A 25,339-nucleotide genomic window follows, 5' to 3' on the forward strand; every position below is an offset into this window, starting at 1 on the left:
GGCTCCTGGGGGAAAGACCGGGCGGGGATCGCCCGGGGAAAAAACGCGGTGACCGGCGATGTCAGGCCGGCGCGCAGCAAGACGCCTGCTTGGCCAGCAATTCGGCGTCGCACTTCGGGCAGAACTCGTGGTGCCCGGCCAGATAGCCGTGGTTCGGGCAGATCGAGAACGTCGGCGTGACGGTGATGTAGGGCAGGCGGAAGTTCGACAGCGCGCGCCGCACCAGTTCCTTGCAGGCGCTGGCCGACGACACGGCCTCGTTCATGTACAGGTGCAGCACGGTGCCGCCGGTGTACTTGCCCTGCAGCGCTTCCTGCAGCGCCAGCGCCTCGAACGGATCGTCGGTGTGGCCCACCGGCAGCTGGCTGGAGTTGGTGTAGTAGGGCTGGGCCTCGGTGCCGGCCTGCAGGATGCCGGGATAGCGCTTGCGGTCCTCGCGAGCGAAGCGGTAGGTGGTGCCTTCGGCCGGCGTGGCCTCCAGGTTGTAGAGATGGCCGGTCTCTTCCTGGAACTCGGTCATGCGCGCCCGCACCCGGTCCAGCAGCCGCACCGCCAGCGCGTGGCCGGCCGGCGTGGTGACGTCGTCGGCGTCGTCGCTGAAGTTGCGGATCATCTCGTTGATGCCGTTCACGCCCAGCGTGCTGAAGTGGTTGCGCAGCGTGCCCAGGTAGCGCCGGGTGTACGGGTACAGGCCCTGGTCGATATAGCGCTGCACCACCTTGCGCTTGGTCTCCAGCACGTCGCGCCCGAGGCCCAGCAGGTGGTCCAGGCGCGCCATCAGCGCCGCCTCGTCGCCGCGGCAGGTATGGCCCAGGCGGGCGCAATTGATCGTCACCACGCCCACCGAGCCGGTCTGCTCGGCCGAGCCGAACAGGCCGTTGCCGCGCTTGAGCAGCTCGCGCAGGTCCAGTTGCAGGCGGCAGCACATGGAGCGCACCATGTGCGGCTCCAGATCGGAATTGAGGAAGTTCTGGAAGTACGGCAGGCCGTAGCGCGCGGTCATCTCGAACAGGCGCTCGGTGTTGGGATGGTCCCAGTCGAAGTCGGACGTGATGTTGTAGGTGGGAATCGGGAACGTGAACACGCGCCCCTTGGCGTCGCCGGCCATCATCACTTCGATGTAGGCGCGGTTGATCATGTCCATCTCGGCCTGCAGGTCGCCATAGGCGAACGGCATTTCCTCGCCGCCGACGTAGGGGATCTGCTCCTTCAGGTCGGCCGGGCAGGTCCAGTCGAAGGTCAGGTTGGTGAACGGCGTCTGCGTGCCCCAGCGGCTCGGCACGTTCAGGTTGTAGATCAGCTCCTGCATGCTTTGCTTGACCTCGGCGTAGGTCATCGCGTCGCGGCGGATGAAGGGCGCCATGTAGGTGTCGAACGAGCTGAAGGCCTGCGCGCCGGCCCATTCGTTCTGCAGCGTGCCCAGGAAGTTGACGATCTGGCCGATGGCCGCCGACATGTGGCGCGGCGGCGTGGCCTCGATCTTGCCGGGGATGCCGTTGAAGCCCTCGGTCAGCAGCTGGCGCAGCGACCAGCCGGCGCAATAGCCGCTGAGCATGTCCAGGTCGTGAATGTGGATGTCGCCGTCGCGGTGGGCCTGGCCGGCTTCGGGCGTGAAGACGTTGGACAGCCAGTAGTTGGCGGTGACCTTGCCGGCCACGTTCAGGATCAGGCCGCCCAGGCTGTAGCCCTGGTTGGCGTTGGCGTTGACGCGCCAGTCGCGCTGTTCCAGGTATTCCTCCATGGCGCTTTCCACGTCCACCAGGGTATGGCGCAGCGCGCGCAGGCGGGCGTGCTGTTCGCGGTAGACGATGTAGGCGCGGGCGGTGCGCCAGTAGCCGGCCTTGACCAGCGTTTCCTCGACCTGGTTCTGGATGGTTTCCACGCCGGGGCAGACGTTGCCTTCGGCGGCCAGCGCCTCGATCACCGCGCCGGTCAGCGCCTGGGCCACGTCGGCGTCCAGTTCTCCGGTGCCGCGGCCGGCGGCGGCGATGGCCGCCGCGATCTTGGCGCGGTCGAATGCGACGACCCGGCCGTCGCGCTTGAGGATGTGTTGGAGTTGCATCGCTGACACCATATGTTGTGGGGTGGAAAAACTCTACCACCACCTATGGTGTCAAAGACCGGGCCACCGAGGCGTTTGTCACGCCGGCTTGATGCCGGTCAAACGGCCCCGGCCGGGCCGGGGCGGGCGCAATGCGGCCCTAGAAGCCGAAGCCGACCCCGGCGATCGAGATGACCACCGCCAGCGCGGCGGTGCGCATCGCCGGGCGCGGCGACCACGACAGCATGCCGACCCACAGCAGGGCGCCGGCCGACAGCCAGCCGAGCCAGGCCACCACGCCCACGGTGTTGCCCCACAGGCCGACGCACGGCAGCAGCGCCAGCAGCAACAGCAGGATGCCGGCGGCGCGTAGCACGCGCGAATGGCCGGCGGACGGATCGCGGCCCCAGACCTGATCGTAGTGGCGCGGCATCGCCAGGCTCAGGCAGGCCATGCCGGAATAGGTCAGCAGCAGCGCCATGGCGATGCCGTATGCGTCGTTCAGATTCATGCCGTGGCTTCCTGGGGCGGGCGGGCGTTGCGCGGCGGCGGCGCCGACAACGGTTTCTTGCGCAATCGTAGCGCGGCCCAGCCGGCCGCCAGGCCGGTGGCCACGGCCGTCAGTTCGACGCCGGCGCTTTCCCAGTCGCCGCGCGCGATCTGCGCCAGCGGATGGTCGCCGATCGTCGCCAGCGACAGCAGCGGCAGCAGCAGGCACAGCGCCGACAGCGCGGCCAATTGCCCGATCCACGCGCGCCGCGGCGCGCACAGCCAGGCGTGGGCCAGCGTCAGCGCCCAGACGATGAAGAAAGCGCGCAGCTCCCAGCCGGCGCGCTGCGGCAGCGCCACCGGCAGCAGGCGGTTGGCCCACAGGTAGGCGACGCAGGCGATCGCCAGGCCGGCCAGCGCGGCCACGTTCAGGCCTTCGATCAGGCGGTAGACGCGCGCGGTGGCGGCGCCGAACTCGTTGCCCATCTTGTGGCGGCGCTTGACCATGAACAGCACCGCGCCCGTGCCCATCATCGCGGCGCCGGCCAGGCCGCACAGGAAATACAGCCATTTCATGGCCAGGCCGCCGAACTTGACCATGTGCAGGTCGGCCATCACCTGGCGCGTGAGCGGCGCGGCGCCGCCTTCAACGCCGCCGGGCGCGCGCAGGCGCAGCAGTTCGCCGCTGGCGGCGGAGAATTCGGCCATGCCAGTGGTGGTGCTGATGAGGACCTGCTGGTCGGCGGCCTCGTTCCAGCCATAGACCGCGATCCGCATCGAGCCGTCTTCGGGGTTGTTGACGACGATGGCGCGGGCGGTCTGCCCGATCAGTTGTTCGGCGCGGGCCACCAGCGGTTCCAGCGGCGGCACCGCCAGCGCGGCGCCGGTCGGCGTCGGCCGGTCTTCGCGGGAGAGTTCGGCCAGGTACTGGCGCGCGGCCTCGGCGCCGCCGCCATAGGCCGCCGTGATCGGCGCGGGCATCAGCGTCAGGGCCGAGATCACGATGCCGGTGTAGGCGATCATGAACTGGAACGGCAGCGTCAGCACCGCCGTGGCGTTGTGCGCGTCCAGCCACGAGCGCTGGCCTTTTTTCGCGCGGAAGGTGAAGAAGTCCTTGAAGATGCGCTTGTGCGTCACCACGCCCGACACCATCGCCACCAGCATCGCCATGGCCGCGAAGGCCACGATCCAGACGCCCAGCGGCTGGGCATGCAGGTTGTAGTGGAAGTCGACGAAGTGATTGCCGCCGAGCGTGGCGCGGCCGGCCGCGTGGGGCGCTTGCCCTGGCAGTTCCTGGCCGGTCTCGGGATCGAGTTCGGCGTCGGCGTATTCGCCGTTATGGTCCAACCAGTACGCCACCAGGCCGTTGTCGTGAAAGCGGTCCACCGGCCAGATCTCCCACATGCCGGCGCCGGGGTGATGCTGTGCCATGTACCGCACGGCCAGGTCGAGCCGGCGCGCGCGATCCACCTTGACGGGCTCGCGCGCCGCCGCATCGGCCTCGGCCGCGTGATGCTCGGGCGTCATCCAATGGGTGATGGGTTCGGCGAATACCGCCAGGGTGCCGGTCAGGAAGACGGCGAACAGCAGCCAGGAAAACCACAGGCCGACCCAGGTGTGGAGCCAGGCCATGGATAGACGGAAAGTGGGTTTCAGAACGCGCCTCGTTATTTTTCGACGCGGCCGCGGACCGGCGTCCTTTATTGAGAATGGTTCTGATTCTAATCGAAATGGGGCCAGAGTAGGACGGAATCCCTACGCGCTGGCCCCGCGGCGCAACGCAGGGCGCCCGCCGGCCTCAATCCAGTTTGATGTTGGCGCGCCGGCCCACTTCGCCGAAGGTCTGCAACTCTTGCCGCATGCGCGCCGTGAAGGCCGCGCCGTCCAGGTAGACCGGTTCCAGCGCCAGATCCGTGACGGCGCGTTGCATCTGCGGATCGGCCATGATCTCGGCCACCGCGCGGTTCAGCGTGTCCAGCACGGGCTGCGGCGTGCGGGCTGGCGCCACCAGGCCGTACCAGCCCACCATCGACACGCCGGGCAGGCCGCTTTCGATGAAGGTCGGCACGTCCGGCAGTTGCGGCACGCGGTGTTCGCCGGTGACGGCCAGCGCGCGCACCTTGCCGGCCTTGACCTGCGGCGCGGCCGACGACACCGTGTCCACGCCCAGCGCGATCTCGCCGCCGATCAGGGCGGTGATGAACTGCGCGCTGCCCTTGTAGGGCACCGGCGTCATTTTGGCGCCGGCGGCTTCGGCGAACATTTCGCCCACCAGGTGCGGCGCCGATCCCGGGCCGAAGGTGCCGTACATCAGGCCGCCGCTGGCGGTCTTGTCGCGCGCCAGATCGGCGGCCTGTTGCGCGGTCTTTGCCGGCACGCTGTTCTGCGCCAGCAGCACCACCGGCGCCAGGGCCACGATGGCGATGTGCTCGAAGCTGCGGCGCGGATCGTAGGGCAGGTCGCGCTTGAGCGCCGGCAGCACGGTGTAGGTGGTGCTGCCCGACAGCATCAGCGTGTAGCCGTCGGGCTGCGCCTGCGCCACGGCGTTGGCGCCGATGACGGTCGAGGCGCCGGGCCGGTTCTCGACGATCACGGCCTGGCCCAGCTTGCCCGACAGCCGGTTGGCCAGCAGGCGGGCCACCGCGTCGGTGGCGCCGCCGGGCGTGAACGGCACCACCAGCTTGATGGCCTGTTCGGGATAGGCGGCGTGGGCGGCGGGCGCGCCCACGGCGGCTTGGAGGGCAAGGGCCGAAAGGCAGGCCAGCGCGGCGGCGCGGATTCTGGCGATCATGGTCGGGTCCGGTCAGGGTTGGGCAATGGTAACGGGGTTGCGGGCGGCCTGGCGCAACGCGGCGCCCTGGTCGCCCAGGTCCCAGAACAGGCCGGCCATGATGGCCAGGCCTTCGCGCGCCACGCTGCCCAGCAGATGTTCGTTGGGGGCGTGCTGGGCGCAGGCGGGGTAGGAATGCGGCACCCACAGCGTGGGCAGGCCGAGCAGGTCGGCGAAGATGTCGTTGGGCAGCGAGCCGCCCAGGTTGGGCAGCAGCGCCGGCCGCAGGCCCGTGCTGCGCTCGATCGAGGCGGCGGCCCAGCGCGCCCACGGGTTGTCGGGCGACAGCCGGGTGGCGCCGGCCTGCATGCCGACGCGCACCTGCACGTCGCCGAAGCCGGCCTCATCGAGGTGGGCGCGCACGTGGCGTTCCAGCGCCTTCCAGTCGGTGCCGACCACGAAGCGCAACTGGCACCAGGCCGAGGCGGCCGGCGGAATGGCGTTGACCGGCTTGGCCGGATCGCCGGCGCCGAAGGTCAGCACGTCCAGGCTGTTCCAGCCGAACACCTGCTCCGCGGGCGACAGCCCCGGTTCGCCCCAGTCATTGTCGATCGCGGGATCGTCGGGACCGCCGCCGACCTCCAGGTCGGCCAGCGCCGCGGCCACCGCGGCCGGGATGGGGGGCGGGCGCAGGCCCGGCACCTGGATGCGGCCGCGCGCGTCCACCAGCGTGGCGATGGCGTGCGACAGGATGATGGCGGGGTTGGCCAGCAGGCCGCCCCAGTTGCCCGAGTGATAGCCGCGCTCGCGGGCGCGCAGCGACAGTTCGAAGTTGACCGCGCCGCGCGAGCCCATGAACAGCGTGGGGCGGGCAGCGGCCAGGCGCGGGCCGTCGCTGGCGATGAAGACGTCGGCGGCGAGAGTCTCGCGCTGCGCCTCGCAGAACGCCGCCAGGCCCGGCGAGCCGGCTTCCTCGCCGGTCTCGATCAGCCAGGTGGCGTTGAATCCCAGCTTGCCGTCGCGCGCCCGCAGGACTTCGCGCAGCGCCGCCAGGTTGATGGTGTGCTGGCCCTTGTTGTCGGCGGTGCCGCGGCCGTACCAGCGGTCGCCCTCGATCCGCAGGCGCCAGGGATCGCGGCCGGCGTCCCATTTGGCCGCGTTGCCGCGCACCACGTCGCCGTGGCCGTACAGCAGCACCGTCGGCAGCGCGGCGTCCTCGATGCGCCGCGCCACCAGGATCGGCAGGTCCACGCCGGCCGGGTTGGGATGCACCTGACAGGTGAAACCCAGCGCCCGCAGCGGCGGCGCCAGTTCGTCGTTCAGATAGGCGTGCTGGCTGGGCGCCTGGCCCGGCTCCTCGCTCTCTGTCGGGTAGGCCACGCGGCGGGCCAGCTCGGCCTGCAGGGTGCCGTCGTCGTAGGCGTTGGTGGCGTGAAGAATGGCTTGTTCGCGGATCACAGCGGTCTCGGAGGCGAAGAAGGCACAAAGTTATTACGCTTGTTCACATGCCACAATTAGATAATTCGCATTTGATCATTGCCATTTTGGCAATGGTTGGCGTGACCATTGCGAGACGGTCGGAATGACCTGGGGAGCGTGTCGTGATTTCGCTGGGTTTGAGGTATTTCCTGGAGGTGGCGCGCTGCGGCTCGATCGCCGGCGCGGCGGCCGCGCAGCACGTGGCGGCCTCGGCCGTCAGCCGCCAGATCGCCAAGCTGGAGGACGAGCTGGGCGTCGCGCTGTTCGAGCGCCAGGCGCGCGGCATGGCGCTGAGCGAGGCCGGGCGCCAGCTGGCGGCCTACGCCAGCGCCGCCGCGCTGGAGGCCGAGCGCATCGCCACTGGCATCCGCCAGCGCAGCGCGCTGGGCGACGTGACCGTGCGACTGGCTTGTACCGAGGGCTTCGCGCACCGCTTCCTGCCGCAGTGCATGGCCGATTTCAAGCGCCTGCATCCCGAGGCGCGCTTCCATCTGCTGGTGGAGCGGCCGGAGGAGGTCAACCGGCTGATCCTGGAGGGCCTGTCGCAGCTGGCGCTGCGCTACACGGTGGCGCCCGACGAGCGTCTCAAGACCGAGCTGCTGTGCCGCGCGCCGGTCTACGCCATCATGTGCCGGCATCATCCGCTGGCCGCGCGCCGCAGCGTCGGCGTGCGCGATCTGGCGCAGGCGCCGCTGTCGCTGGGCGATCCGGGCACCACGGTGCGCGACCTGTTCGACACGGCCTGCGCCAATGCCGGCGTGCACATCGAGCCGGCCTATGTGTCCAACCATTCGGCGGCCTTCCTGCCGATGCTGCCGGGCAGCCAGATCGTGGCGTTGACGGGCTACCTGACGGTGATCGGCCTGCTCGACAGCGCCGGCCTGGTGGCGGTGCCGTTCAGCAATCCCGAAATGCGCCAGCGCAGCATCCAGGTCGTGACCTTGCGCGGCGTCCACCTGCCGCCGCTGGCGCGGGCCTTCCTGGCGCTGCTGGCCGAACGCCTGAGCGTGGCGCCGCGCGCCCCGGAAGTGGAACGGGGCGCGGGCTGAGGCGTCGGGTGCGGCGCGGACGGGCGGATCAGGCGCGCCGCGCGCGCCACCCGGCCACCTTCAGCCGCAGCCGCTCCAGCGCCAGGTACACGATCGGCGTGGTGTACCGCGTCAGGAACTGGCTGATCATCAGCCCGCCGACGATGGTCACCCCCAGCGGCCGGCGCGGTTCCGAGCCTTCGCCCATGCCCAGCACCAGCGGCAGCGCGCCCAGCAGGCCGGCCACGTTGGTCATGACGATGGGGCGCAGGCGCAGCATGGCGGCGCGATGGATGGCCTGTTCCGGCGTCAGGCCCTCGCGCCGCTCCTGGCCGAGCGCGAAGGGCGGCCAGCGCCAGCCGCCGGCGTGCCCAGGCCGGCCTCGGCCAGCCGCGTCTGGATCAGTTCAAGCAGCGCCCGGGCCCGCGCGCTGACCGAGTGGCGGTGGCTGTAGACCCCGAGCAACTGCAGGGGCGCCGGTTGCAGGTCCAGCGGCACTTCGCACAGGCGGCCGGCGGCCAGGTCCTCCTGGCATGAGGCGGCCGCCAGGATCGCGAAGCCGATGCCCTGGCGCGCGCCCATCAGCGCCAGTTCGCCGCTGTTGACGCGGTAGCGGCTGCGCACCGGCACCTTGACGATGTCTCCGGCCGCGTCCACGAATTGCCAGGGCATGCCCTTGAGCGCGCTCAGGGTGGTGATGCAGGGCAGCGCCTTGAGCTGGCGCGCCTGGCGCGGCACGCCGACGCGGCTCAGCAGCGCGGGCGAGGCAACCACGATGCTGGGCAATATCGCCAGTTCGCGTGTGATGAGGCTGCTGTCGTCCTGGCGGCCGCGATGGAACACGATCGACAGATCGACATCCTCGCGCAACGCGTCGATGCCATCGAGGCGGGTGTCGCAGGCCAGGTCGATGCCGGGGTGACGATCGCAGAACTCCGCCAGGATCGGCGCCAGCAGCCGTGGCGCTTCGCCCGGCATGCACAGGTGCAGCGGTCCGCGCAGTTCCTGCCTGGCCGCGCCCAGTTCCTCTTCCGTGGCGGCCAGGCTGTCCAGCAACGGCTTGGCCCGCTGGTACAGCAGTTGGCCGGCTTCGGTCATGCGCAGATGGCGGGTGCTGCGTTCCAGCAGCCGCACGCCCAGCCGCCGTTCCAGTCCCGCGACATGGCGGCTGACGTTCGACGACGGCATGGCCAGGCGCCGCGCCGCGCCCGCGAAACTCTGTTCATCCACCACCGCCGCATAGACGCGAACGCTGTTCAGATCCAGGGCCTGACCCATGATTATCCCGTTTGCGATATGAAAGGAACCCATTTTTCCATACTAGTTCTCGCATCCGGCGGAATCTACGATGCGGATCCTGTGTGCGGCGTCGGGCCGGCACGCGGAATTTGAAGCAAGGATTCAGCATGGATATCGGAATACTGGGCGGCGGGATCGCCGGCCTGAGCGTGGCGCTCGCCCTGCATCGCTCGGGACACCAGCCGCGGGTCTACGAACGCGGCGCCGCGCCGGCCACGATGGGGGCCGGCGTGACGCTATGGCCCAATGCGGGTTGCGTGCTTGACCGGCTCGGGCTGCTGCCGGACGTCGCGGCGCTGGGCGGAAAGCCGGTGGCGATGCGCCGTTACGACCCTGCGGGCAATGCCCTGGGGGGACTCGACATCACCGCGCTGGATCGCCTGATGGGTTACCCGACCCATGCGATCCTGCGCCGCGACCTGCTGGCCGTGCTGCTGGCGCACACGGTGCGCGCCGGCATCACGGTCGAGTACGGCCATCGCGCGGTGGCGATCGAGCCGGGCGATGATGGCCGCGCCACGGCGCGGTTTGACAATGGCGCCGCCATCCGGCCGGACCTGCTCATCGGCGCGGATGGCCGCATGGAATCGGTGGCGCGCCGCTTCGTCACGGGTGACAACAAGCCGGTCTACCAAGGGTTCGTGAACTGGATCGGCGTCGCGTCGGCGCCAGGCCTGGCCGATGACATCGCCATCCAGGACTATTGGGGCGTCGGCGAGCGTTTCGGCTGCGTCGCGGTGCGGCGGGATCTGGTCTATTGGGCCGGGGCCCAGGTCCGGCCGCTGTCCGCCGCCGGGGAGGGGGCGGATCCGCGCGCGGAGGTTGCCGGCCTTTTCGCCGATTGGGCCGAACCGGTCGCGCGCCTCATCCAGGCGACGCCCGCCGACGCCGTGCGCCTGATCGCCGTGCATGACCTGGACACGCCGGCGGTCTGGCATCGGGACAATGTGCTGCTGGTGGGCGATGCCGCGCACGCGCCGTTGCCGACCTCGGGCCAGGGCGCCTGTCAGGCGCTGGAGGATGCCTGGCACCTGGGCCAATGCCTGGCGGCCGGGCCGCGCGACCTGGAGGCGGCGCTGGCCGCCTTCACCGCGATCCGCCAGCCCAAGACCGCCGGCTTGACCGAGCTGGCCCGCGTCCATGCGCGCGGCCTGTTCGAGCGCGATCCGGAGATCTGCCGCCTGCGCGACCAGCAGGCCAGGGCGGCCGACCCGGCGGCGGCGCTGCGAGGTTTGGCCAGCGCCTGGGGCGAAGGGCTGTGAACGGGGATAATACGGTTTTCCAGCCAGTTTCCGCCCCGGCGTGCGCCGGGCCGCTCATAGGGTTTCATCCATGCAAGAAAATACCTCCGCCGCCGCGCTGATCGACGCGCTGCGCACCGACCGCGCCGCGTTGCAGCTGTGGCAAACCGTGGCGCGCGAATACCAGGGCAAGCATGCCGAGGTGCTGGCGCCGCTGGAGGTCACCGAGATCGAGCTCAAGGCCAGGCTGGTGTTCTGCTTCGACCATGCCGCCAGGCAGAAGGAGCTGACCAAGGCGGAACGCCAGCTGGTGTCCGAGATCGCCGCGCAATTGGGGCAGGAAACGCTGTTCTCGATCCTGCTGGATGGCACGCCGGCCGAATGCGACGTCGAGCGCCTGAAGGCGGTCTACCGCAAGCACAGCGGTTCCGACATCGACGCCGAAGTGGCCGAGGAACGCGAGGCCGAGGCGGCCGAGATGGCCGAGATGGCCGCCTCCGCGCAGGCCCAGGCAGACGCGCCCGCCATCGCCGCGACGTTCGCGCCCGACGCGCTGGCGCAGGCCGAGGCTTTGCTGGCGCTGGGGCCGGACGGGCTGGACGGCGTGGCCGAAGACAAGCTGGCGCTGGCCATTCCCGTGCTGCGGGAGCAACTGGCGGCCGTGAACCGCGAGCTGGCCGCGTTCGAACGCGACTTCAAGGCCGAATACCGCTTCGATCCGGAGCAGCCGATCGACCCGGCCGACCTGATGGAAGACCTGGACGCGGAAATCGCCGATGTGCGGGACTACATCGGCGAGCTGGAGTTCGAGCTGTCGCAGTTCGTCGACATGCAGCAGCTCAAGGCCTGGCTCAAGGCCATGAAGAAGCAGCTGGAAGCGACCCGCCGGCGCGAAGCGCGCGGCTGAGAAACGGGGCGGCCGTCCGCGCTTCAAGGCGCCCGGCGCGGCCCGGCGGGCACGATCTTCATCATCGACGCCGCCGGCTTGGCGACGGCGTCCGCGCGCGGCCGGATCATCCACGGCCAGAAGCGCCACAGGTACAAGCCGAACCCCAGCGCCCAGGCGCCGGCCGACGCATGCAGCAAGCCCAGCGTGGCGCCGGTCGGCACCAGGGCGGCCAGGCGCAGCAGCGCCGCCAGGATCACCAGCGCATAGCTCAGCACCATGCTGCGGTCGGCGCGCAGCGGCCGGCCCAGGTGGCCCATCGCCGTGCGCGTGGCCATGCCGATGATCAGCACCGAGAAACCGGCCACGCCGATGACGTGCACCGGCCAGGCCGGCCGCGCCACGTAGCCGGCCAGTTGCGCCGCGCCCGCCAGCAGGCCGAGGCCCAGGCCCAGATAGCCCACGTACAGGACCCAAAGCAGCGGCACGCGGCGCGCTGCCCACGGCTTCCAGGCCAGCCACTGCGCCAGCGCCAGGACGCCGGTGACCGCGAGCAGCAGCGCGGCGGCACGCGGCGCCCCGGCCAGCAGGCCGGCAATCGCCAGCACGCCGGCGCCCAGCTGCCAATGGCCGCTGCGGGTGTGGGGCGGAATTTCCAGGCCGGCGACGGCGCGCTTGGCGAAGAACGGCAGCACGCGGCGGGCGATCAGCAGCGTCAGCACCGCCATCACCAAAAGGCCGGTGTTGAAGTAGCGCATCAGCACCAGGTAATCGCCCGCCAGCGCGGCGCGCAGATACAGCGCGTGGGCCGCCGCCAGCGCCAGCAGCAGCAATGGCACGCCGTAGTTGCGGCGATTGCGCGTGATCCAGACGGCGCGCGCCAGGGCAATGGCGGCCCACAGGAAGAACAGCAGGTCGGCCACGGCGGCCACGGTGAAGGCCGTCATGCCGGGCGCCAGGTAGGCGCCGCGCGCCACCAGCCAGAGCGCGCACAGCGCCGCCAGCGGCGCGCCGCGCAGCGGGTTGCGGCCGGTCCAGTTGGCGCCGGCCGTCAGCAGGAAGCCGACCGCGATGGTGGCCACGAAGCCCCACAGCATCTCGTGCGCGTGCCAGGGCATGGCGGTCAGCACGCCGGCCAGCCGGGCCGGGGCGAACACCCATAGCAGCACCGACAGCAGCGCCCAGGCGCAGCCAGCCAGGTAAAGCGGGCGAAAGCCCATTTCGGTGAAGGCGCGCCAATTCGGCCGCGCGGCGCCGTCGGCGGCGGGTTCTTCCAGGGTGAGCAGGGTGGACATGATGACCTTTGACCAGTAGCCGGCGGGGTGATTTTGAATGTGTATTTTAAATACATATTAACGCCGAAGGAGGCTTTCGGCCCATCGCGCGGATTTGATCCCGCGCAAACGCGGCGGCTTTTCCGGGGTGACTAGTCACATCGGCGCCGCCGATATGGTCGGCCGGCGAATGGTGGCGGCAGGCGCGGATGCCTAGGCTTGGGGCTGTCGTATTCCGTGTGCAAAAAAGCGAGAACCACCATGGCATCAACCCACCCCTCGGCCAGCGCGCCCATGCGGGTCCTGGTATCCAGCACCTTCGCCTTCACCATCTGCTTCGCGGTATGGATGATCTTCGCGGTGCTGGGCATTCCCATCAAGACACAGCTCGGCCTGTCCGAGACCGAATTCGGCCTGCTGGCCGCCATGCCGGTGCTGACCGGCTCCCTGGTGCGCGTGCCGCTGGGCATCTGGACCGACCGCTACGGCGGCCGCCCGGTGTTCTTCGTGCTGATGCTGCTGGCGGTGGTGCCGATCTGGCTGCTGTCCTACGCCACCGAGTACTGGCAATTCCTGGTGCTGGCGCTGTTCGTGGGCCTGACCGGCGGCTCGTTCTCGGTCGGCACGCCCTACGTGGCGCGCTGGTTTCCGCGCAACAAGCAGGGCCTGGCCATGGGCGTGTTCGGCGCCGGCAATTCGGGCTCGGCCATCACCAAGTTCGTGGCGCCGGCGCTGATCGCCGCCGCCGGCGGCGCCTGGGTGATCGTGCCGCAGGTGTACGCGGTGGCCCTGCTGGTGACGGCGATCCTGTTCTGGCTGTTCTCGGCCTCGGATCCGTCGCACCGGGTGGCCGGCGGCGCCAGCCTGAAGGCGCAATTCGCGATGCTGAAGGACCCGCGCGTGTGGCGCTATTGCCAGTACTACTCGGTGGTGTTCGGCGGCTACGTGGCGCTGGCGCTCTGGATGACCAAGTACTACATCGGCGAATACGGTTTCGACATGAAGCTGGCGGCGCTGCTGGCCGCGTGCTTCTCGCTGCCGGGCGGCGTGCTGCGCGCCGTGGGCGGCTGGATCTCGGACCGCTACGGCGCCTACAAGACCACCTGGTGGGTGATGTGGGTTTGCTGGGTGGCGTTCTTCATCCTGAGCTATCCGCAGACGCACTTTACCGTGCTGACCACCGGCGGCCCGCGCCAGTTCGACATCGCCCTGGGGCCGACCAGCTTCACCATCCTGCTGTTCATCGTCGGCATCGCCATGGCGATTGGCAAGGCCTCGGTCTTCAAGTTCATCTCGGATGAGTTCGGCCAGAACATCGGCGCGGTCTCGGGCATCGTCGGCCTGGCCGGCGGCCTGGGCGGCTTCATCCTGCCGATCCTGTTCGGCGTGCTGCTGGACCTGACCGGCGTGCGCTCCAGCGCCTTCATGCTGCTGTACGGCACGGTCTGCGTCTCGCTCATCTTCATGCATTTCAGCTTCCGGCCCGAAAGCGCCGCCACCGCGCGGCGCCAAGCCGCCTGATCCTCACCGGAGAAAACCTATGTCTTCCCATGTCCTGGCGCGCTGGGAGCCGGAAAACCCCGGCTTCTGGAAACAGACCGGCGCCCGCATCGCCAACCGCAACCTGTGGATTTCCATTCCCGCGCTGATGCTGGCGTTCAGCATCTGGATGCTGTGGAGCGTGGTGGTGGTCAACCTCGACCACGCCGGCTTCATGCTGTCCAAGAACCAGCTGTTCTGGCTGACCGCGCTGCCGGCGCTGTCGGGCGCCACGCTGCGCATCTTCTATTCGTTCCTGGTGCCGGTGTTCGGCGGCCGCAAGTGGACCGCGATCTCGACCGCCTCGCTGCTGATCCCGGCGCTGGGCATGGGCTTCGCGCTGCGCGACCCGACCACCTCGTTCCCGACGCTGCTGATCCTGGCGCTGCTGTGCGGCCTGGGGGGCGGCAACTTCAGCTCCAGCATGGCCAACATCAGCTTCTTCTTTCCCAAGGACAAGAAGGGCCTGGCCACGGGCCTTAACGCCGGCATCGGCAACCTGGGCGTGTCACTGGTGCAGTTCGTGGTGCCGGTGGTGATCTCGATGGGCGTGTTCGGCGTGCTGGGCGGCGAGCCGCAGACGATTACCGCCGGCGGCGTCCAGCGCAGCCTGTGGCTGCAGAACGCCGGCTTCATCTGGGTCATTCCCATCGCGCTGGCCTCGCTGGCGGCATGGTTCGGCATGAACGACATCGCCGACGCGCGCGCCTCGTTCGCCGACCAGGCGGTGATCTTCAAGCGCAAGCACAACTGGCTGATGTGCTGGCTGTACGTGGGCACCTTCGGTTCGTTCATCGGTTTCTCGGCGGGCTTTGCCATGCTGACCAAGACGCTGTTCCCGCAGGTCGACCCGACCACCTATGCCTTCCTGGGCCCGCTGGTCGGCTCGCTGACCCGTCCCGTGGGCGGCTGGGTCTCGGACAAGCTGGGCGGGGCGCGGGTCACGCTGTTCACCTTCATCGGCATGATCGCCGCGGTGCTGGGCGTGGTGATGTTCCTGCCGCTGAACGGGCAGGGCGGCGACTTCAACGGCTTCCTGGCTATGTTCATCGTGCTGTTCGCGCTGACCGGCGTGGGCAACGGCTCGACCTTCCGCATGATCCCGGTGATCTTCCTGCGCGAACGCACCCAGGCCGCGCAAGGCAAGGGCGCGGCCGCGCAGAAGCAGGCGCTGACCGACGCGGCCCGCGAATCGGCGGCGGTGCTGGGCTTTTCCGGCGCGATCGGCGCCTATGGCGGCTTTTTCATCCCGCGCAGCTTCGGCACCTCGCTGGAGCTGACCGGCAGCGCCCAGGCGGCCCTGTATTGCTTCATCGGCTTCTACGCCACCTGCGTGCTGATCACCTGGTGGTACTACGCGCGCCGCAACGCGCCGGTGCCCTGCTGACGGCAGGGTTGGCCGGGGTGACTAGTCACTCTGCCGCGCCCGCCCTGTGCCACCGGCGAATGGTCGGCCGGGCGGGCGAACACTAAAGTGATTTTGACAGCACAGATTGCAGTACGCGCCGGCCGGGCCGGCGCTCTTGGAGAAACGCAATGAGTCATTTTCTTGACCGGTTGAAGTTCATGTCGCGGGTGAAATCCACCTACGCGGACGGTCACGGGGCAGTGGTCAATGAAGACCGCAAGTGGGAAAACGCCTATCGCGCCCGCTGGCAGCACGACAAGGTGGTGCGCTCGACCCATGGGGTCAACTGCACCGGCTCGTGCTCGTGGAAGGTCTACGTCAAGAACGGCCTGATCACCTGGGAGACCCAGCAGACCGACTACCCGCGCACGCGGCCGGACCTGCCCAACCACGAGCCGCGCGGCTGTCCGCGTGGCGCGTCCTACAGCTGGTACGTCTATTCGGCGCAGCGCGTGAAGTACCCGATGATGCGCGGCCGCCTGATGGAAATGTGGCGCGAGGCGCGCAAGACCATGGACCCGATCGCGGCCTGGGAATGGATCAGCCAGGACCCGGTGCGCGCCAGGCGCTACAAGTCGGTGCGCGGGCTGGGCGGCTTCGTGCGCACGGACTGGGACACCGCGACCGAGATGATCGCCGCCGCCAACGCCTACACCATCAAGAAGTTCGGCCCCGACCGCGTCATCGGCTTTTCGCCGATTCCCGCCATGTCGATGGTCAGCTATGCCGCCGGCGCCCGCTACCTGAGCCTGCTGGGCGGCGCCTGCCTGAGCTTCTATGACTGGTATTGCGACTTGCCGCCGGCCAGCCCGCAGATCTGGGGCGAGCAGACCGACGTGCCGGAATCGGCCGACTGGTACAACTCGACCTACCTGATGGTGTGGGGCTCGAACGTGCCGCAGACCCGCACCCCCGACGCCCACTTCTACACCGAGGTCCGCTACAAGGGCACCAAGACGGTGGCGGTGTCCAGCGACTTCGGCGAAATGGTCAAGTTCGGCGACATCTGGCTGGCGCCCAAGCAGGGCACCGACGCCGCGCTGGCGATGGCCATGGGCCACGTCATCCTCAAGGAATTCCACCTGTCGGGCGCCTCGGCCTATTTCCGCGACTACGTGCGCCGCTACACCGACATGCCGATGCTGGTGCTGCTCAAGCAGCGCGACGGCTTTTACGCGCCCGACCACTTCCTGCGCGCCTCGCAGCTGGACGGCGCGCTGGGCGAGCAGAACAACCCCGACTGGAAGACGCTGGTGTTCGACGACACCAGCGGCGACCTGGTGGCGCCCAATGGCAGCATCGGCTTTCGCTGGGGCGAGGGCGCGGTCAACGGCGGCGAGAAGGTCGGCCGCTGGAACCTGGAAGCGCGCGACGGCGGCAGCGGCCGCGCCATCGAGCCGCGCCTGAGCCTGCTGGACGGCGCCGATGCCGTGGTCGGCGTGGGCTTCCCGTACTTCGGCGCCGAGCACGACGAAGTGCTGGTGCGCAATGTGCCGGCGCGCCGCATCCGCCTGGCCGACGGCAGCGAGGCTCTGGCGGCCACGGTGTACGACCTGCAGATGGCCAACTACGGCCTGGATCGCGGCCTGGGCGGCGGCAACGTGGCCGCGTCCTATGACGACGACGTGCCCTACACCCCGGCCTGGCAGGAAAAGCACACCGGCGTGCCGCGCGCGCAGGTGATCCAGGTGGCGCGCGAGTTCGCCCAGAACGCCCACGATACCGAAGGCAAGTCGATGGTCATCGTCGGCGCCGGTCTGAACCACTGGTACCACATGGACATGATCTACCGCGGCATCATCAACATGCTGATGATGTGCGGCTGCGTCGGCAAGAGCGGCGGCGGCTGGGCCCACTACGTAGGCCAGGAAAAGCTGCGGCCGCAGTTCGGCTGGGCGCCGCTGGCGTTCGCGTCCGACTGGGTGCGCCCGCCGCGCCAGATGAACGGCACCTCGTTCTTCTACGCGCATACCAGCCAGTGGCGCCATGAAAAGCTGAACGTGCAGGAAGTGCTGGGGCCGACCGCCGACCGCGGCCGCTATGGCGACCTCAGCATGATCGACCTGAACGCCCGCGCCGAGCGCATGGGCTGGCTGCCGTCGGCGCCGCAGCTGCGCACCAATCCGCTGGACCTGACCGCGCAGGCCGAAGCCGCCGGCAAGGACCCGGTGGCGCACGCCGTCGAGCAGCTCAAGTCCGGCGAACTGCGCATGTCCTGCGAAGACCCGGACGATCCCGCCAACTTCCCGCGCAACATGTTCGTGTGGCGCTCCAACATCCTGGGCTCCAGCGGCAAGGGCCACGAGTACTTCCTGAAGTACCTGCTGGGCACGCAGAACGCGGTGTTCGGCGACGAGGCCGACGCCATCAAGCCGGTCGAGGTCACCTACCAGGAAGACGCGGCCGAGGGCAAGCTCGACCTGCTGACGGTGCTGGACTTCCGCATGAGCACCACCTGCCTGTACGGCGACATCGTGCTGCCGACGGCCACCTGGTACGAGAAGGACGACCTCAACACGTCCGACATGCACCCCTTCATCCACCCGCTGAGCGAAGCCGTGCAGCCGCTCTGGGAAAGCAAGACCGACTGGGAGATCTACAAGCTGCTGGCTAGGAAGTTCAGCGAGATCGGCGGCCCCTACCTGGGCAAGCGCCGCGACCTGGTGCTGACGCCGCTGATGCACGACACCCCGGGGGAACTGGGGCAGGCCTTCGAACCCAGGGACTGGAAGCTGGGCGAATGCGACCTGGTGCCGGGCAAGACCGCGCCCAACATGACCGTGGTCGAGCGCGACTACAACGACATCTACCGCAAGTTCACCTCGGTCGGTCCGCTGCTGGACAAGCTGGGCAACGGCGGCAAGGGCATCAACTGGAACACCGAGCACGAAGTGGGCGAACTGGCCGGCATCAACGAGCGCGTCGACGAACCCGGCGTGAGCCAGGGCCGGCCGCGCCTGGACAGCGCCATCGACGCCGCCGAAATGATCCTGACCTTCGCGCCCGAGACCAATGGCCACGTGTCGGTCAAGGCCTGGGAAGCGCTGGGCAAGATCACCGGCCGCGACCACACCCACCTGGCGCTGGGCCGCGAGCACGACAAGATCCGCTTCCGCGACATCCAGGCGCAGCCGCGCAAGATCATCTCGGCGCCGACCTGGTCGGGCCTGGAAAGCGAAGAGGTCAGCTACAACGCCGGCTACACCAACGTGCACGAGCTGATCCCGTGGCGCACCCTGACCGGCCGCCAGCAGTTCTACCAGGACCACCGCTGGATGCTGGACTTCGGCGAGGGCTCGTGCGTCTACAAGCCGGCGATCGACACCAAGACCGTGGCGCCGATGCTGGGCCGCTATCCCAACGGTGAAAAGGAACTGGTGTTGAACTGGCTGACGCCGCACCAGAAGTGGGGCATCCACAGCACCTATTCCGACAACCTGCGCATGCTGACGCTGAGCCGCGGCGGTCCCCACGTGTGGATCTCCGAGGCCGAGGCCAAGCAGGCCGGGCTGGTCGACAACGACTGGGTCGAGGTGTTCAACGTCAACGGCACGCTGACCGCGCGGGTGGTGGTGAGCCAGCGCGTGCCGGTCGGCATGTGCCTGATGTACCACGCCCAGGAAAAGATCGTGAACGTGCCGGGCGCGGAGACCAGCGGCAAGCGCGGCGGCATCCACAACTCGGTGACGCGCACCGTGCTCAAGCCGACCCACATGATCGGCGGCTACGCGCAGCAGGCCTACGGCTTCAACTATTACGGCACCGTGGGCGCCAATCGCGACGAATTCGTGGTGCTGCGCAAGATGAAGAAGGTGGACTGGCTGGAAGGCCCGCTGGTCGAGGATCCCGCCGCCCAAACGCAACAGGAAGAGAAGCAATCATGAGGATACGCGCCCAAATCGGCATGGTGCTGAATCTGGACAAGTGCATCGGCTGCCACACTTGCTCGGTCACCTGCAAGAACGTCTGGACCAGCCGCGACGGCGTCGAGTACGCCTGGTTCAACAACGTCGAGACCAAGCCCGGCATCGGCTATCCCAAGGAATGGGAGAACCAGGAGAAATGGCAGGGCGGCTGGCGCCGCACGGCGGCGGGCAAGCTGGAACCGCGCCAGGGCGGCAAGCTGCGCATCCTGGCCAACCTGTTCGCCAACCCGAACCTGCCGCAGATCGACGACTACTACGAGCCGTTCACCTTCGACTACGAGCACCTGAAGAACGCGCCGCTGTCGCAGACACCGCCGACGGCGCGCCCGGTGTCGGTGCTGACCGGCAAGAAGATGGACAAGATCGTCTGGGGGCCGAACTGGGAGGACGACCTGGGCGGTGAATTCGCCGCGCGCAGCCGCGACGCCCTGTTCGAGGGCGTGCAGAAGGAGATGTACTCGACCTTCGAGAACACCTTCATGATGTACCTGCCGCGCCTGTGCGAACACTGCCTGAACCCGGCCTGTGTCGCCAGTTGCCCGTCGGGCTCGATCTACAAGCGCGAGGACGACGGCATCGTGCTGGTCGACCAGGACAAGTGCCGCGGCTGGCGCATGTGCATCTCGGGCTGCCCGTACAAGAAGATCTACTACAACTGGCACAGCGGCAAGGCCGAGAAGTGCACCTTCTGCTATCCGCGCATCGAGGCCGGCCAGCCGACCGTGTGCTCGGAGACCTGCGTCGGCCGCATCCGCTACCTGGGCGTGATGCTGTACGACGCCGACCAGATCGAGCGCGCCGCCGCCGTCGGCAACGAGCAGGACCTGTACGAGTCGCAGCTGGACCTGTTCCTGGATCCGCACTCGCCCGAGGTGATCGCCGCCGCGCGCGAGCAGGGCATCCCGGAATCCTGGCTGGAAGCCGCGCGCCAGTCGCCGGTCTACAAGATGGCGGTGCAATGGCGCGTCGCCTTCCCGCTGCATCCGGAATACCGCACGCTGCCGATGGTCTGGTACATCCCGCCGCTGTCGCCGATCCAGACCGCGGCCGAGGCCGGCAAGATGCCGCAGCGCACGCTCGGCACCAGCGCCATGATCCCGGACGTGGCCAGCCTGCGCATTCCGGTGCGCTACCTGGCCAACCTGCTGACGGCGGGCAAGGAAGCCCCCGTGTTGCAGGCGCTCGAACGGATGCTGGCGATGCGCGCCTACAAGCGCGCCGAGACCGTGCATGGCGAGCGCGATACGGCCCTGCTGGAGCAGGTCGGCCTGTCGGAAGAAACCGTGCAGGACATGTACCGCATCATGGCGATTGCCGACTACGAGGACCGCTTCGTGGTGCCCAGCAGCCACAAGGAGATCGTCGAGGACAGCTTCAACGAGAAGGGCAGCTGCGGCTTCACCTTCGGCAACGGCTGCTCGGGCGGCGTCTCGGAAGGCACGCTGTTCGGCCGCAAGCCGCAGGGCAGCGAGATCTTCATCGACATGCCGAAGTCGCGCAAGAAGGCCGCGGCCTGAGACGGGAGAACATCATGAGCCTTTATCGACTGCTTTCCGCGCTGCTCTGCTACCCCGAACAGGAACTGCTCGACGCCCTGACCGAGGTCGAGGGCGCGTTGGCCGCCCATCCCGACGCCGAGGAAGCCCTGCAACCGCTGATCGGCCACCTCGCCAGCCAGGACCTGATCGCGCTGCAGGAGACCTACGTGGCCACCTTCGACCGCAACCGCGCCCATTCGCTGCACCTGTTCGAGCACGTGCACGGCGAAAGCCGCGACCGTGGCCAGGCCATGGTCGACCTGCTGGAGACCTACCGCCAGCACGGCTTCGAACCGGTGGTGTCGGAACTGCCGGACCACGTGCCGCTGTTCCTGGAGTTCCTGGGCGTGATCGACCCGGCCGTGGCGCAGGACCTGCTGGACGACGCCATCCATGTGCTGGCCGCCATCGGCGCGCGCCTGGCGCGCAACGAGAGCCCGTACGCCAGCGTCTTCGTCGTGCTGCGCGGCCTGTCGCGGGTCACGCCGCGCGAGCAGACCGCGCCGCCGGTGCGCGACATGGACGAAGCCATGGAGACCTTCGGCGCCGGCGCCGACGGCGTCGAACCGCTGCTGCGTCCGTTCTCGGGCGACGGCGCGCAGGCCGTGCGCTTCTATCCCCGGGCGCCGGTCACCCGCTAATTTCCAGGACACGCATCATGAATTCCCTGAACCAGTTCTTCTTCGGCATCTATCCCTACATTGCCCTGACGGTGTTCCTGCTGGGCAGCCTGGCGCGTTTCGAGCGCGAGCAGTACACCTGGAAGACCGACAGCTCGCAGCTGCTGCATCGCGGCCAGCTGCGGCTGGGCAACATCCTGTTCCACGTCGGCATCCTTGGGCTGTTCTTCGGCCACCTGGTCGGCCTGTTGACCCCGGTGGTGGTGTGGGACACGCTGGGCGTGTCGCACACGCTCAAGCAGACGGTGGCCATGGTGGCCGGCGGCGTCATGGGCGGGCTGTGCCTGATCGGCCTCTTGATCCTGATCCACCGCCGCCTGAGCGACCCGCGCATCCGCAAGGCCACCCGGCCCGGCGACAAGCTGTTGCTGGCGTGGATCCTGGCGACGCTGCTGCTGGGCCTGTCGACCATCGCGCTGTCGGCCGGCCACATGGACGGCGAGATGATGGTGCGCCTGATGCACTGGGCGCAGCACATCGTCACCTTCCGCAGTGGCGCCGCCGACTTCGTGGCCGAGGTGCCGCCGCTGTTCAAGGCGCACCTGTTCATGGGCCTGACGCTGTTCGTGATCTTCCCGTTCACGCGCCTGGTGCACGTCTGGAGCGGCTTCGCCTCGGTCGGCTACCTGGGCCGCGCCTGGCAACTGGTGCGTCCGCGCTGACCCGAGGAGGCCGACATGCCTGTGACGATCAATGGCGTCGAACTGACCGACGCCGACATGGAGCAAGAACTGCCGCTGCACGCGGACGCGCCCAACCCGATGCGCGCCGCCACCACCGCGCTGGTGCTGCGCCGGGTGCTGCGGGACGAGGCCGCGCGGCAGGGGTTGGACCTCGCCTCGGAAGACGACGCCATCGGCGTGCTGCTGGAACGCCACGCGCCGGCGCCCGAGGCCGACGAGGCGGCCTGCCGGCGCTATTACCAGGCCAATCCGCAGCGCTTCATCGTGGGCGAGCTGATCGAGGCCGATCACATCCTGTTCCAGGTCACCCCCGGGGTGAATCTGGACCTGCTGCGGGCCCACGCCGGCGCGGTGCTGGCCGACCTGCTGGCCGATCCGTCCGGTTTCGCCGAGGTCGCGCGGCGGCAGTCGAACTGCCCGTCGGCGGCGGTGGGCGGCAACCTGGGGCAACTGGGGCGCGGCGACACCGTGCCCGAATTCGAAAAGGCCGTGTTCGCCCTGCCGGCCGGCGGCCTGCTGCCGCAGGTGCTGGAGACCCGTCACGGGCTGCACATCGTGCGCGTGACGCGGCGCATCGAAGGGCGCCTGCTGCCGTTCGAGCAGGTGCGCGAATCGATCGCGTCGGCCCTGGTCGCCGCCAGCCGCGACACCGCCTGGCGCCAGTACGCCAGGCTGCTGGTGGAGCGCGCCGACGTGCGCGGCATCGACCTGGGCGCGGCCGAGGACGACCGGGTGTTCGGGAGCCCATCATGACACCCGCGCCCGCCCTGGCGGCGGCCCCGGCGGCCTCGGTCGCCACCCTGGCGCCGACCGCGCCGCGGGGGCTGATTGACGGCTTCGGCCGCCGTATCGACTACCTGCGACTCTCGGTCACCGACCGCTGCGACCTGCGCTGCGGCTATTGCATGCCCAAGGGCTTCAAGGGCTTCGAAGAGCCGTCCAACTGGCTGCGCCACGACGAGATGGCGCGACTGGCGGGCCTGTTCGCCGGCCTGGGCGTGCGCCGCGTGCGGCTGACGGGCGGCGAGCCGCTGCTGCGCCGCGGCGTGGCCGGCCTGGCCGCCGCCATCGCGGCGCTGCCGGGGGTGGACGACCTGTCGCTGTCGACCAACGGCACCCAGCTGGCGCGCCATGCCGCCGCGTTGCGCGCGGCCGGCGTGGACCGTCTCAACATCAGCCTGGACACGCTGGACGCGGCCGCATTCGGCCGCATCACCGGCCGCGATTGCCTCGACGCGGTGCTGGCCGGCCTGCGCGCCGCGCGCGACGCCGGTTTCGCGCCGATCAAGCTCAACAGCGTGGTGCACGCCGCCACGCCCGAGGCCGACGTGCGCCGGCTGCTGGACTACGCCGTGGCGCAGGGCTTCATCCTGCGCCTGATCGAACCGATGCCGGTGGGCGACTGCGGCCGCCGCTATGCCCATGCCGACCTGGGCGCGCTGGGCGCGCGGCTGGCGGCCGACGCCGGCCTGGTGCCGGCGCTGGCGGGGCAGGGCGCGGGCCCGGCGCGCTACTGGGGCACGGGCAGCGGCGCGGCGGCGCTGGGCGTCATCACCCCCATGTCGCGCCATTTCTGCGCCGCTTGCAACCGCGTGCGGCTGGGCGTGGACGGCACCCTGTACCTGTGCCTGGGCCAGGAAGACCAGGTGCCGCTGGGCCGGCTGCTGCGCGACGGCGCCAGCGACGCCGAACTGGAACAGGCGATCCGCGCCGGCATCGCCGCCAAGCCGGAACGCCACGAATTCACCACCCGGCCCGAGCGCATCGTGCGCTTCATGTCGCAGACCGGAGGCTGACCCATGCGCGATCTAGAACGGCTGGTGGACGGCTTCCAGCGCTTCCAGCACCAATACTACGAAGCGGCGCCGTCGCTGTACCGCAACCTGCGCGACGGCCAGCACCCCAGCACGCTGCTGGTGGGCTGCTGCGATTCGCGGGTCGATCCGGCCATGCTGCTGGGCTGCGACCCGGGCGACATCTTCACCGTGCGCAACGTCGCCAACCTGGTGCCGCCGCCGGACCGCGACCAGGGCCACCACGGGGTGCTGGCGGCGATCCAGTTCGCGGTCGAGCAGTTGAAGGTCAGCCGCATCATCGTGCTGGGCCATGCCCAGTGCGGCGGCATCCGCGCGCTGATGGAGCGGCCGGCGCACGGCGATGGCGAACCGGATTACCTGAACCGCTGGATGGATATCGCCGAACCGGCGCGCCAGCGGGTACTGAACCAGATGCCGGCGGCGTCCGCGGCCGAGCGTCGGCGGGCCTGCGAGCAGGCGTCGATCCTGATCTCGCTGCGCAACCTGGAGGCGCTGCCGTGCGTGCAGCGGCGCCTGCAGGCCGGTGACCTCACTTTGCACGGCTGGTATTTCGACCTGGTGGCTGGCGCTTTGCTGGCATACTCGGCGCGGGCGGATGCGTTCCTGCCCATTGTCTGTCCTTTGTTCACGGAGTCCGCATGACCCCTGTTTTCGGTATCGCTGGCCGCTCAGGCAGCGGCAAGACCACCCTGATCGAGGCTATGCTGCCGCTGCTGGGCGCGCGCGGCCTGAAGGTCAGCGTCATCAAGCACAGCCATCACGACTTCGAGATGGAGCCGCCCGGCAAGGACAGCGCGCGCTTTCGCCAGGCCGGGGCGCAGGAGGTGATGGTGGCGTCGCCGTTCCGCTACGCCATCGTGCGCGAGCTGCGCGGCGCGCCCGAGCCGTCGCTGGCCGAGCAGGTGGCCCGCCTGGCGCCGGCCGACCTGGTGCTGGTGGAGGGCTTCAAGCAGGTCGCCATTCCCCGTATCGAGGTCTACCGTCTGGCGCTGGGCAAGCCGCCGCTGCATGCCGAGGACGCCAGTTTCCTGGCGATCGTCAGCGATGCCATGCTGGACACGGACTTACCCTGCCTGCCGCTGAACAACCCGGCGGCGGTGGCGGATTTCATCGTCCACGCGGTGGTGCGGGGCTGGGCGAAGGGACTACACTCAACCCGTTAAGCCGCGCGGCGCGCGGCAATCCCGGCCCAAGCCGCGCCGCGCACGGCAATCCCCGACCCGCCCGCACGCCTGTCCTAC

Annotated in this window: 20 protein-coding genes and 1 pseudogene; 13 read left to right on the forward strand and 8 right to left on the reverse strand. The window is 69.2% G+C overall.

Annotated elements, in window-relative coordinates; genetic code table 11:
* Positions 1 to 61: 61 nt before the first annotated feature.
* From ABFG95_RS27275 to ABFG95_RS27295, 5 genes are all read right to left on the reverse strand, one after another.
* Positions 62 to 2,062, reverse strand: coding sequence for a ribonucleoside triphosphate reductase (locus tag ABFG95_RS27275; RefSeq protein ID WP_348995132.1), 2,001 nt, complete (start codon positions 2,060 to 2,062; stop codon positions 62 to 64).
* Positions 2,063 to 2,201: 139 nt separating this feature from the next.
* On the reverse strand, positions 2,202 to 2,552 hold the full coding sequence (locus ABFG95_RS27280; RefSeq protein WP_049074062.1) for a DUF3325 domain-containing protein: 351 nt from the start codon (positions 2,550 to 2,552) through the stop codon (positions 2,202 to 2,204).
* A complete protein-coding gene (locus tag ABFG95_RS27285; protein ID WP_348995133.1) occupies positions 2,549 to 4,162 on the reverse strand; it encodes a PepSY-associated TM helix domain-containing protein in 1,614 nt (537 codons plus the stop codon). Before ABFG95_RS27285 ends, ABFG95_RS27280 begins: the two co-directional genes overlap by 4 nt.
* A gap of 166 nt (positions 4,163 to 4,328) precedes the next feature.
* A complete protein-coding gene (locus ABFG95_RS27290) occupies positions 4,329 to 5,321 on the reverse strand; it encodes a tripartite tricarboxylate transporter substrate binding protein (protein ID WP_348995134.1) in 993 nt (330 codons plus the stop codon).
* A 12-nt stretch (positions 5,322 to 5,333) separates the two neighbouring features.
* Positions 5,334 to 6,758: a M20 family metallopeptidase gene (locus tag ABFG95_RS27295; RefSeq protein WP_348995135.1), complete on the reverse strand. Its 1,425-nt coding sequence runs from the start codon at positions 6,756 to 6,758 to the stop codon at positions 5,334 to 5,336.
* A gap of 143 nt (positions 6,759 to 6,901) precedes the next feature.
* Between ABFG95_RS27295 and ABFG95_RS27300 the strand changes: the two genes are divergently transcribed.
* Positions 6,902 to 7,828 carry a LysR family transcriptional regulator gene (locus ABFG95_RS27300; protein WP_278993116.1) on the forward strand — a complete coding sequence of 309 codons (927 nt, stop codon included), beginning with the start codon at positions 6,902 to 6,904 and terminating at the stop codon, positions 7,826 to 7,828.
* A 28-nt stretch (positions 7,829 to 7,856) separates the two neighbouring features.
* Here ABFG95_RS27300 and ABFG95_RS27305 read toward each other — a convergent pair.
* Positions 7,857 to 8,150: pseudogene (locus tag ABFG95_RS27305) on the reverse strand (efflux RND transporter permease subunit); the annotation flags it as partial.
* Positions 8,117 to 9,085 carry a LysR substrate-binding domain-containing protein gene (locus tag ABFG95_RS27310; protein ID WP_348995136.1) on the reverse strand — a complete coding sequence of 323 codons (969 nt, stop codon included), beginning with the start codon at positions 9,083 to 9,085 and terminating at the stop codon, positions 8,117 to 8,119. The gene ABFG95_RS27310 and the pseudogene ABFG95_RS27305, both read right to left, overlap by 34 nt.
* A 128-nt stretch (positions 9,086 to 9,213) precedes the next feature.
* On the opposite strand from ABFG95_RS27310, the gene ABFG95_RS27315 reads away from it, so the two are divergent.
* Positions 9,214 to 10,368, forward strand: a complete 1,155-nt coding sequence (locus ABFG95_RS27315; RefSeq protein WP_348995137.1) for an FAD-dependent monooxygenase — start codon at positions 9,214 to 9,216, stop codon at positions 10,366 to 10,368.
* 70 nt (positions 10,369 to 10,438) lie between these two features.
* On the forward strand, positions 10,439 to 11,254 hold the full coding sequence (locus ABFG95_RS27320) for a hypothetical protein (protein WP_348995138.1): 816 nt from the start codon (positions 10,439 to 10,441) through the stop codon (positions 11,252 to 11,254).
* A gap of 23 nt (positions 11,255 to 11,277) precedes the next feature.
* On the opposite strand, the gene ABFG95_RS27325 is transcribed toward ABFG95_RS27320, so the two are convergent.
* A complete protein-coding gene (locus ABFG95_RS27325) occupies positions 11,278 to 12,528 on the reverse strand; it encodes an NnrS family protein (RefSeq protein WP_348995139.1) in 1,251 nt (416 codons plus the stop codon).
* A 240-nt stretch (positions 12,529 to 12,768) separates the two neighbouring features.
* Here ABFG95_RS27325 and ABFG95_RS27330 point away from each other — a divergent pair, with 240 nt between their 5' ends.
* The 10 genes from ABFG95_RS27330 to mobB all read left to right on the forward strand — a co-directional run bounded on the left by ABFG95_RS27330 (position 12,769) and on the right by mobB (position 25,261).
* Positions 12,769 to 14,028, forward strand: a complete 1,260-nt coding sequence (locus ABFG95_RS27330) for a nitrate/nitrite transporter (RefSeq protein ID WP_054416918.1) — start codon at positions 12,769 to 12,771, stop codon at positions 14,026 to 14,028.
* Between the two features lie 19 nt (positions 14,029 to 14,047).
* Complete coding sequence (locus ABFG95_RS27335; protein WP_348995140.1) at positions 14,048 to 15,433, forward strand: NarK family nitrate/nitrite MFS transporter; 1,386 nt, start codon at positions 14,048 to 14,050, stop codon at positions 15,431 to 15,433.
* Positions 15,434 to 15,582: 149 nt separating this feature from the next.
* Complete coding sequence (locus tag ABFG95_RS27340) at positions 15,583 to 19,338, forward strand: nitrate reductase subunit alpha (RefSeq protein WP_348995141.1); 3,756 nt, start codon at positions 15,583 to 15,585, stop codon at positions 19,336 to 19,338.
* Positions 19,335 to 20,897, forward strand: coding sequence for a nitrate reductase subunit beta (gene narH / locus ABFG95_RS27345; RefSeq protein WP_348995142.1), 1,563 nt, complete (start codon positions 19,335 to 19,337; stop codon positions 20,895 to 20,897). Before ABFG95_RS27340 ends, narH begins: the two co-directional genes overlap by 4 nt.
* A 14-nt stretch (positions 20,898 to 20,911) precedes the next feature.
* Positions 20,912 to 21,559: a nitrate reductase molybdenum cofactor assembly chaperone gene (narJ, locus tag ABFG95_RS27350; RefSeq protein ID WP_068959025.1), complete on the forward strand. Its 648-nt coding sequence runs from the start codon at positions 20,912 to 20,914 to the stop codon at positions 21,557 to 21,559.
* A 17-nt stretch (positions 21,560 to 21,576) separates the two neighbouring features.
* On the forward strand, positions 21,577 to 22,260 hold the full coding sequence (gene narI / locus ABFG95_RS27355) for a respiratory nitrate reductase subunit gamma (protein WP_049074034.1): 684 nt from the start codon (positions 21,577 to 21,579) through the stop codon (positions 22,258 to 22,260).
* A 15-nt stretch (positions 22,261 to 22,275) separates the two neighbouring features.
* Positions 22,276 to 23,034: a peptidylprolyl isomerase gene (locus ABFG95_RS27360; RefSeq protein WP_336729285.1), complete on the forward strand. Its 759-nt coding sequence runs from the start codon at positions 22,276 to 22,278 to the stop codon at positions 23,032 to 23,034.
* A complete protein-coding gene (moaA, locus tag ABFG95_RS27365; protein ID WP_278992762.1) occupies positions 23,031 to 24,077 on the forward strand; it encodes a GTP 3',8-cyclase MoaA in 1,047 nt (348 codons plus the stop codon). Before ABFG95_RS27360 ends, moaA begins: the two co-directional genes overlap by 4 nt.
* Positions 24,078 to 24,080: 3 nt before the next feature.
* Entirely contained in the window at positions 24,081 to 24,740 is a 660-nt protein-coding gene (locus tag ABFG95_RS27370) for a carbonic anhydrase (RefSeq protein ID WP_348995143.1), read from the forward strand.
* The gene (gene mobB, locus ABFG95_RS27375) at positions 24,737 to 25,261 is read left to right on the forward strand and encodes a molybdopterin-guanine dinucleotide biosynthesis protein B (RefSeq protein WP_175146927.1); all 525 of its coding nucleotides are present in this window, start codon (positions 24,737 to 24,739) and stop codon (positions 25,259 to 25,261) included. The genes ABFG95_RS27370 and mobB overlap by 4 nt, the downstream gene beginning before the upstream one ends.
* Positions 25,262 to 25,339: the final 78 nt, after the last annotated feature.

It is taken from the genome of Achromobacter sp. HNDS-1 (genome assembly GCF_040084795.1).
Taxonomy (GTDB): domain Bacteria; phylum Pseudomonadota; class Gammaproteobacteria; order Burkholderiales; family Burkholderiaceae_B; genus Achromobacter; species Achromobacter ruhlandii.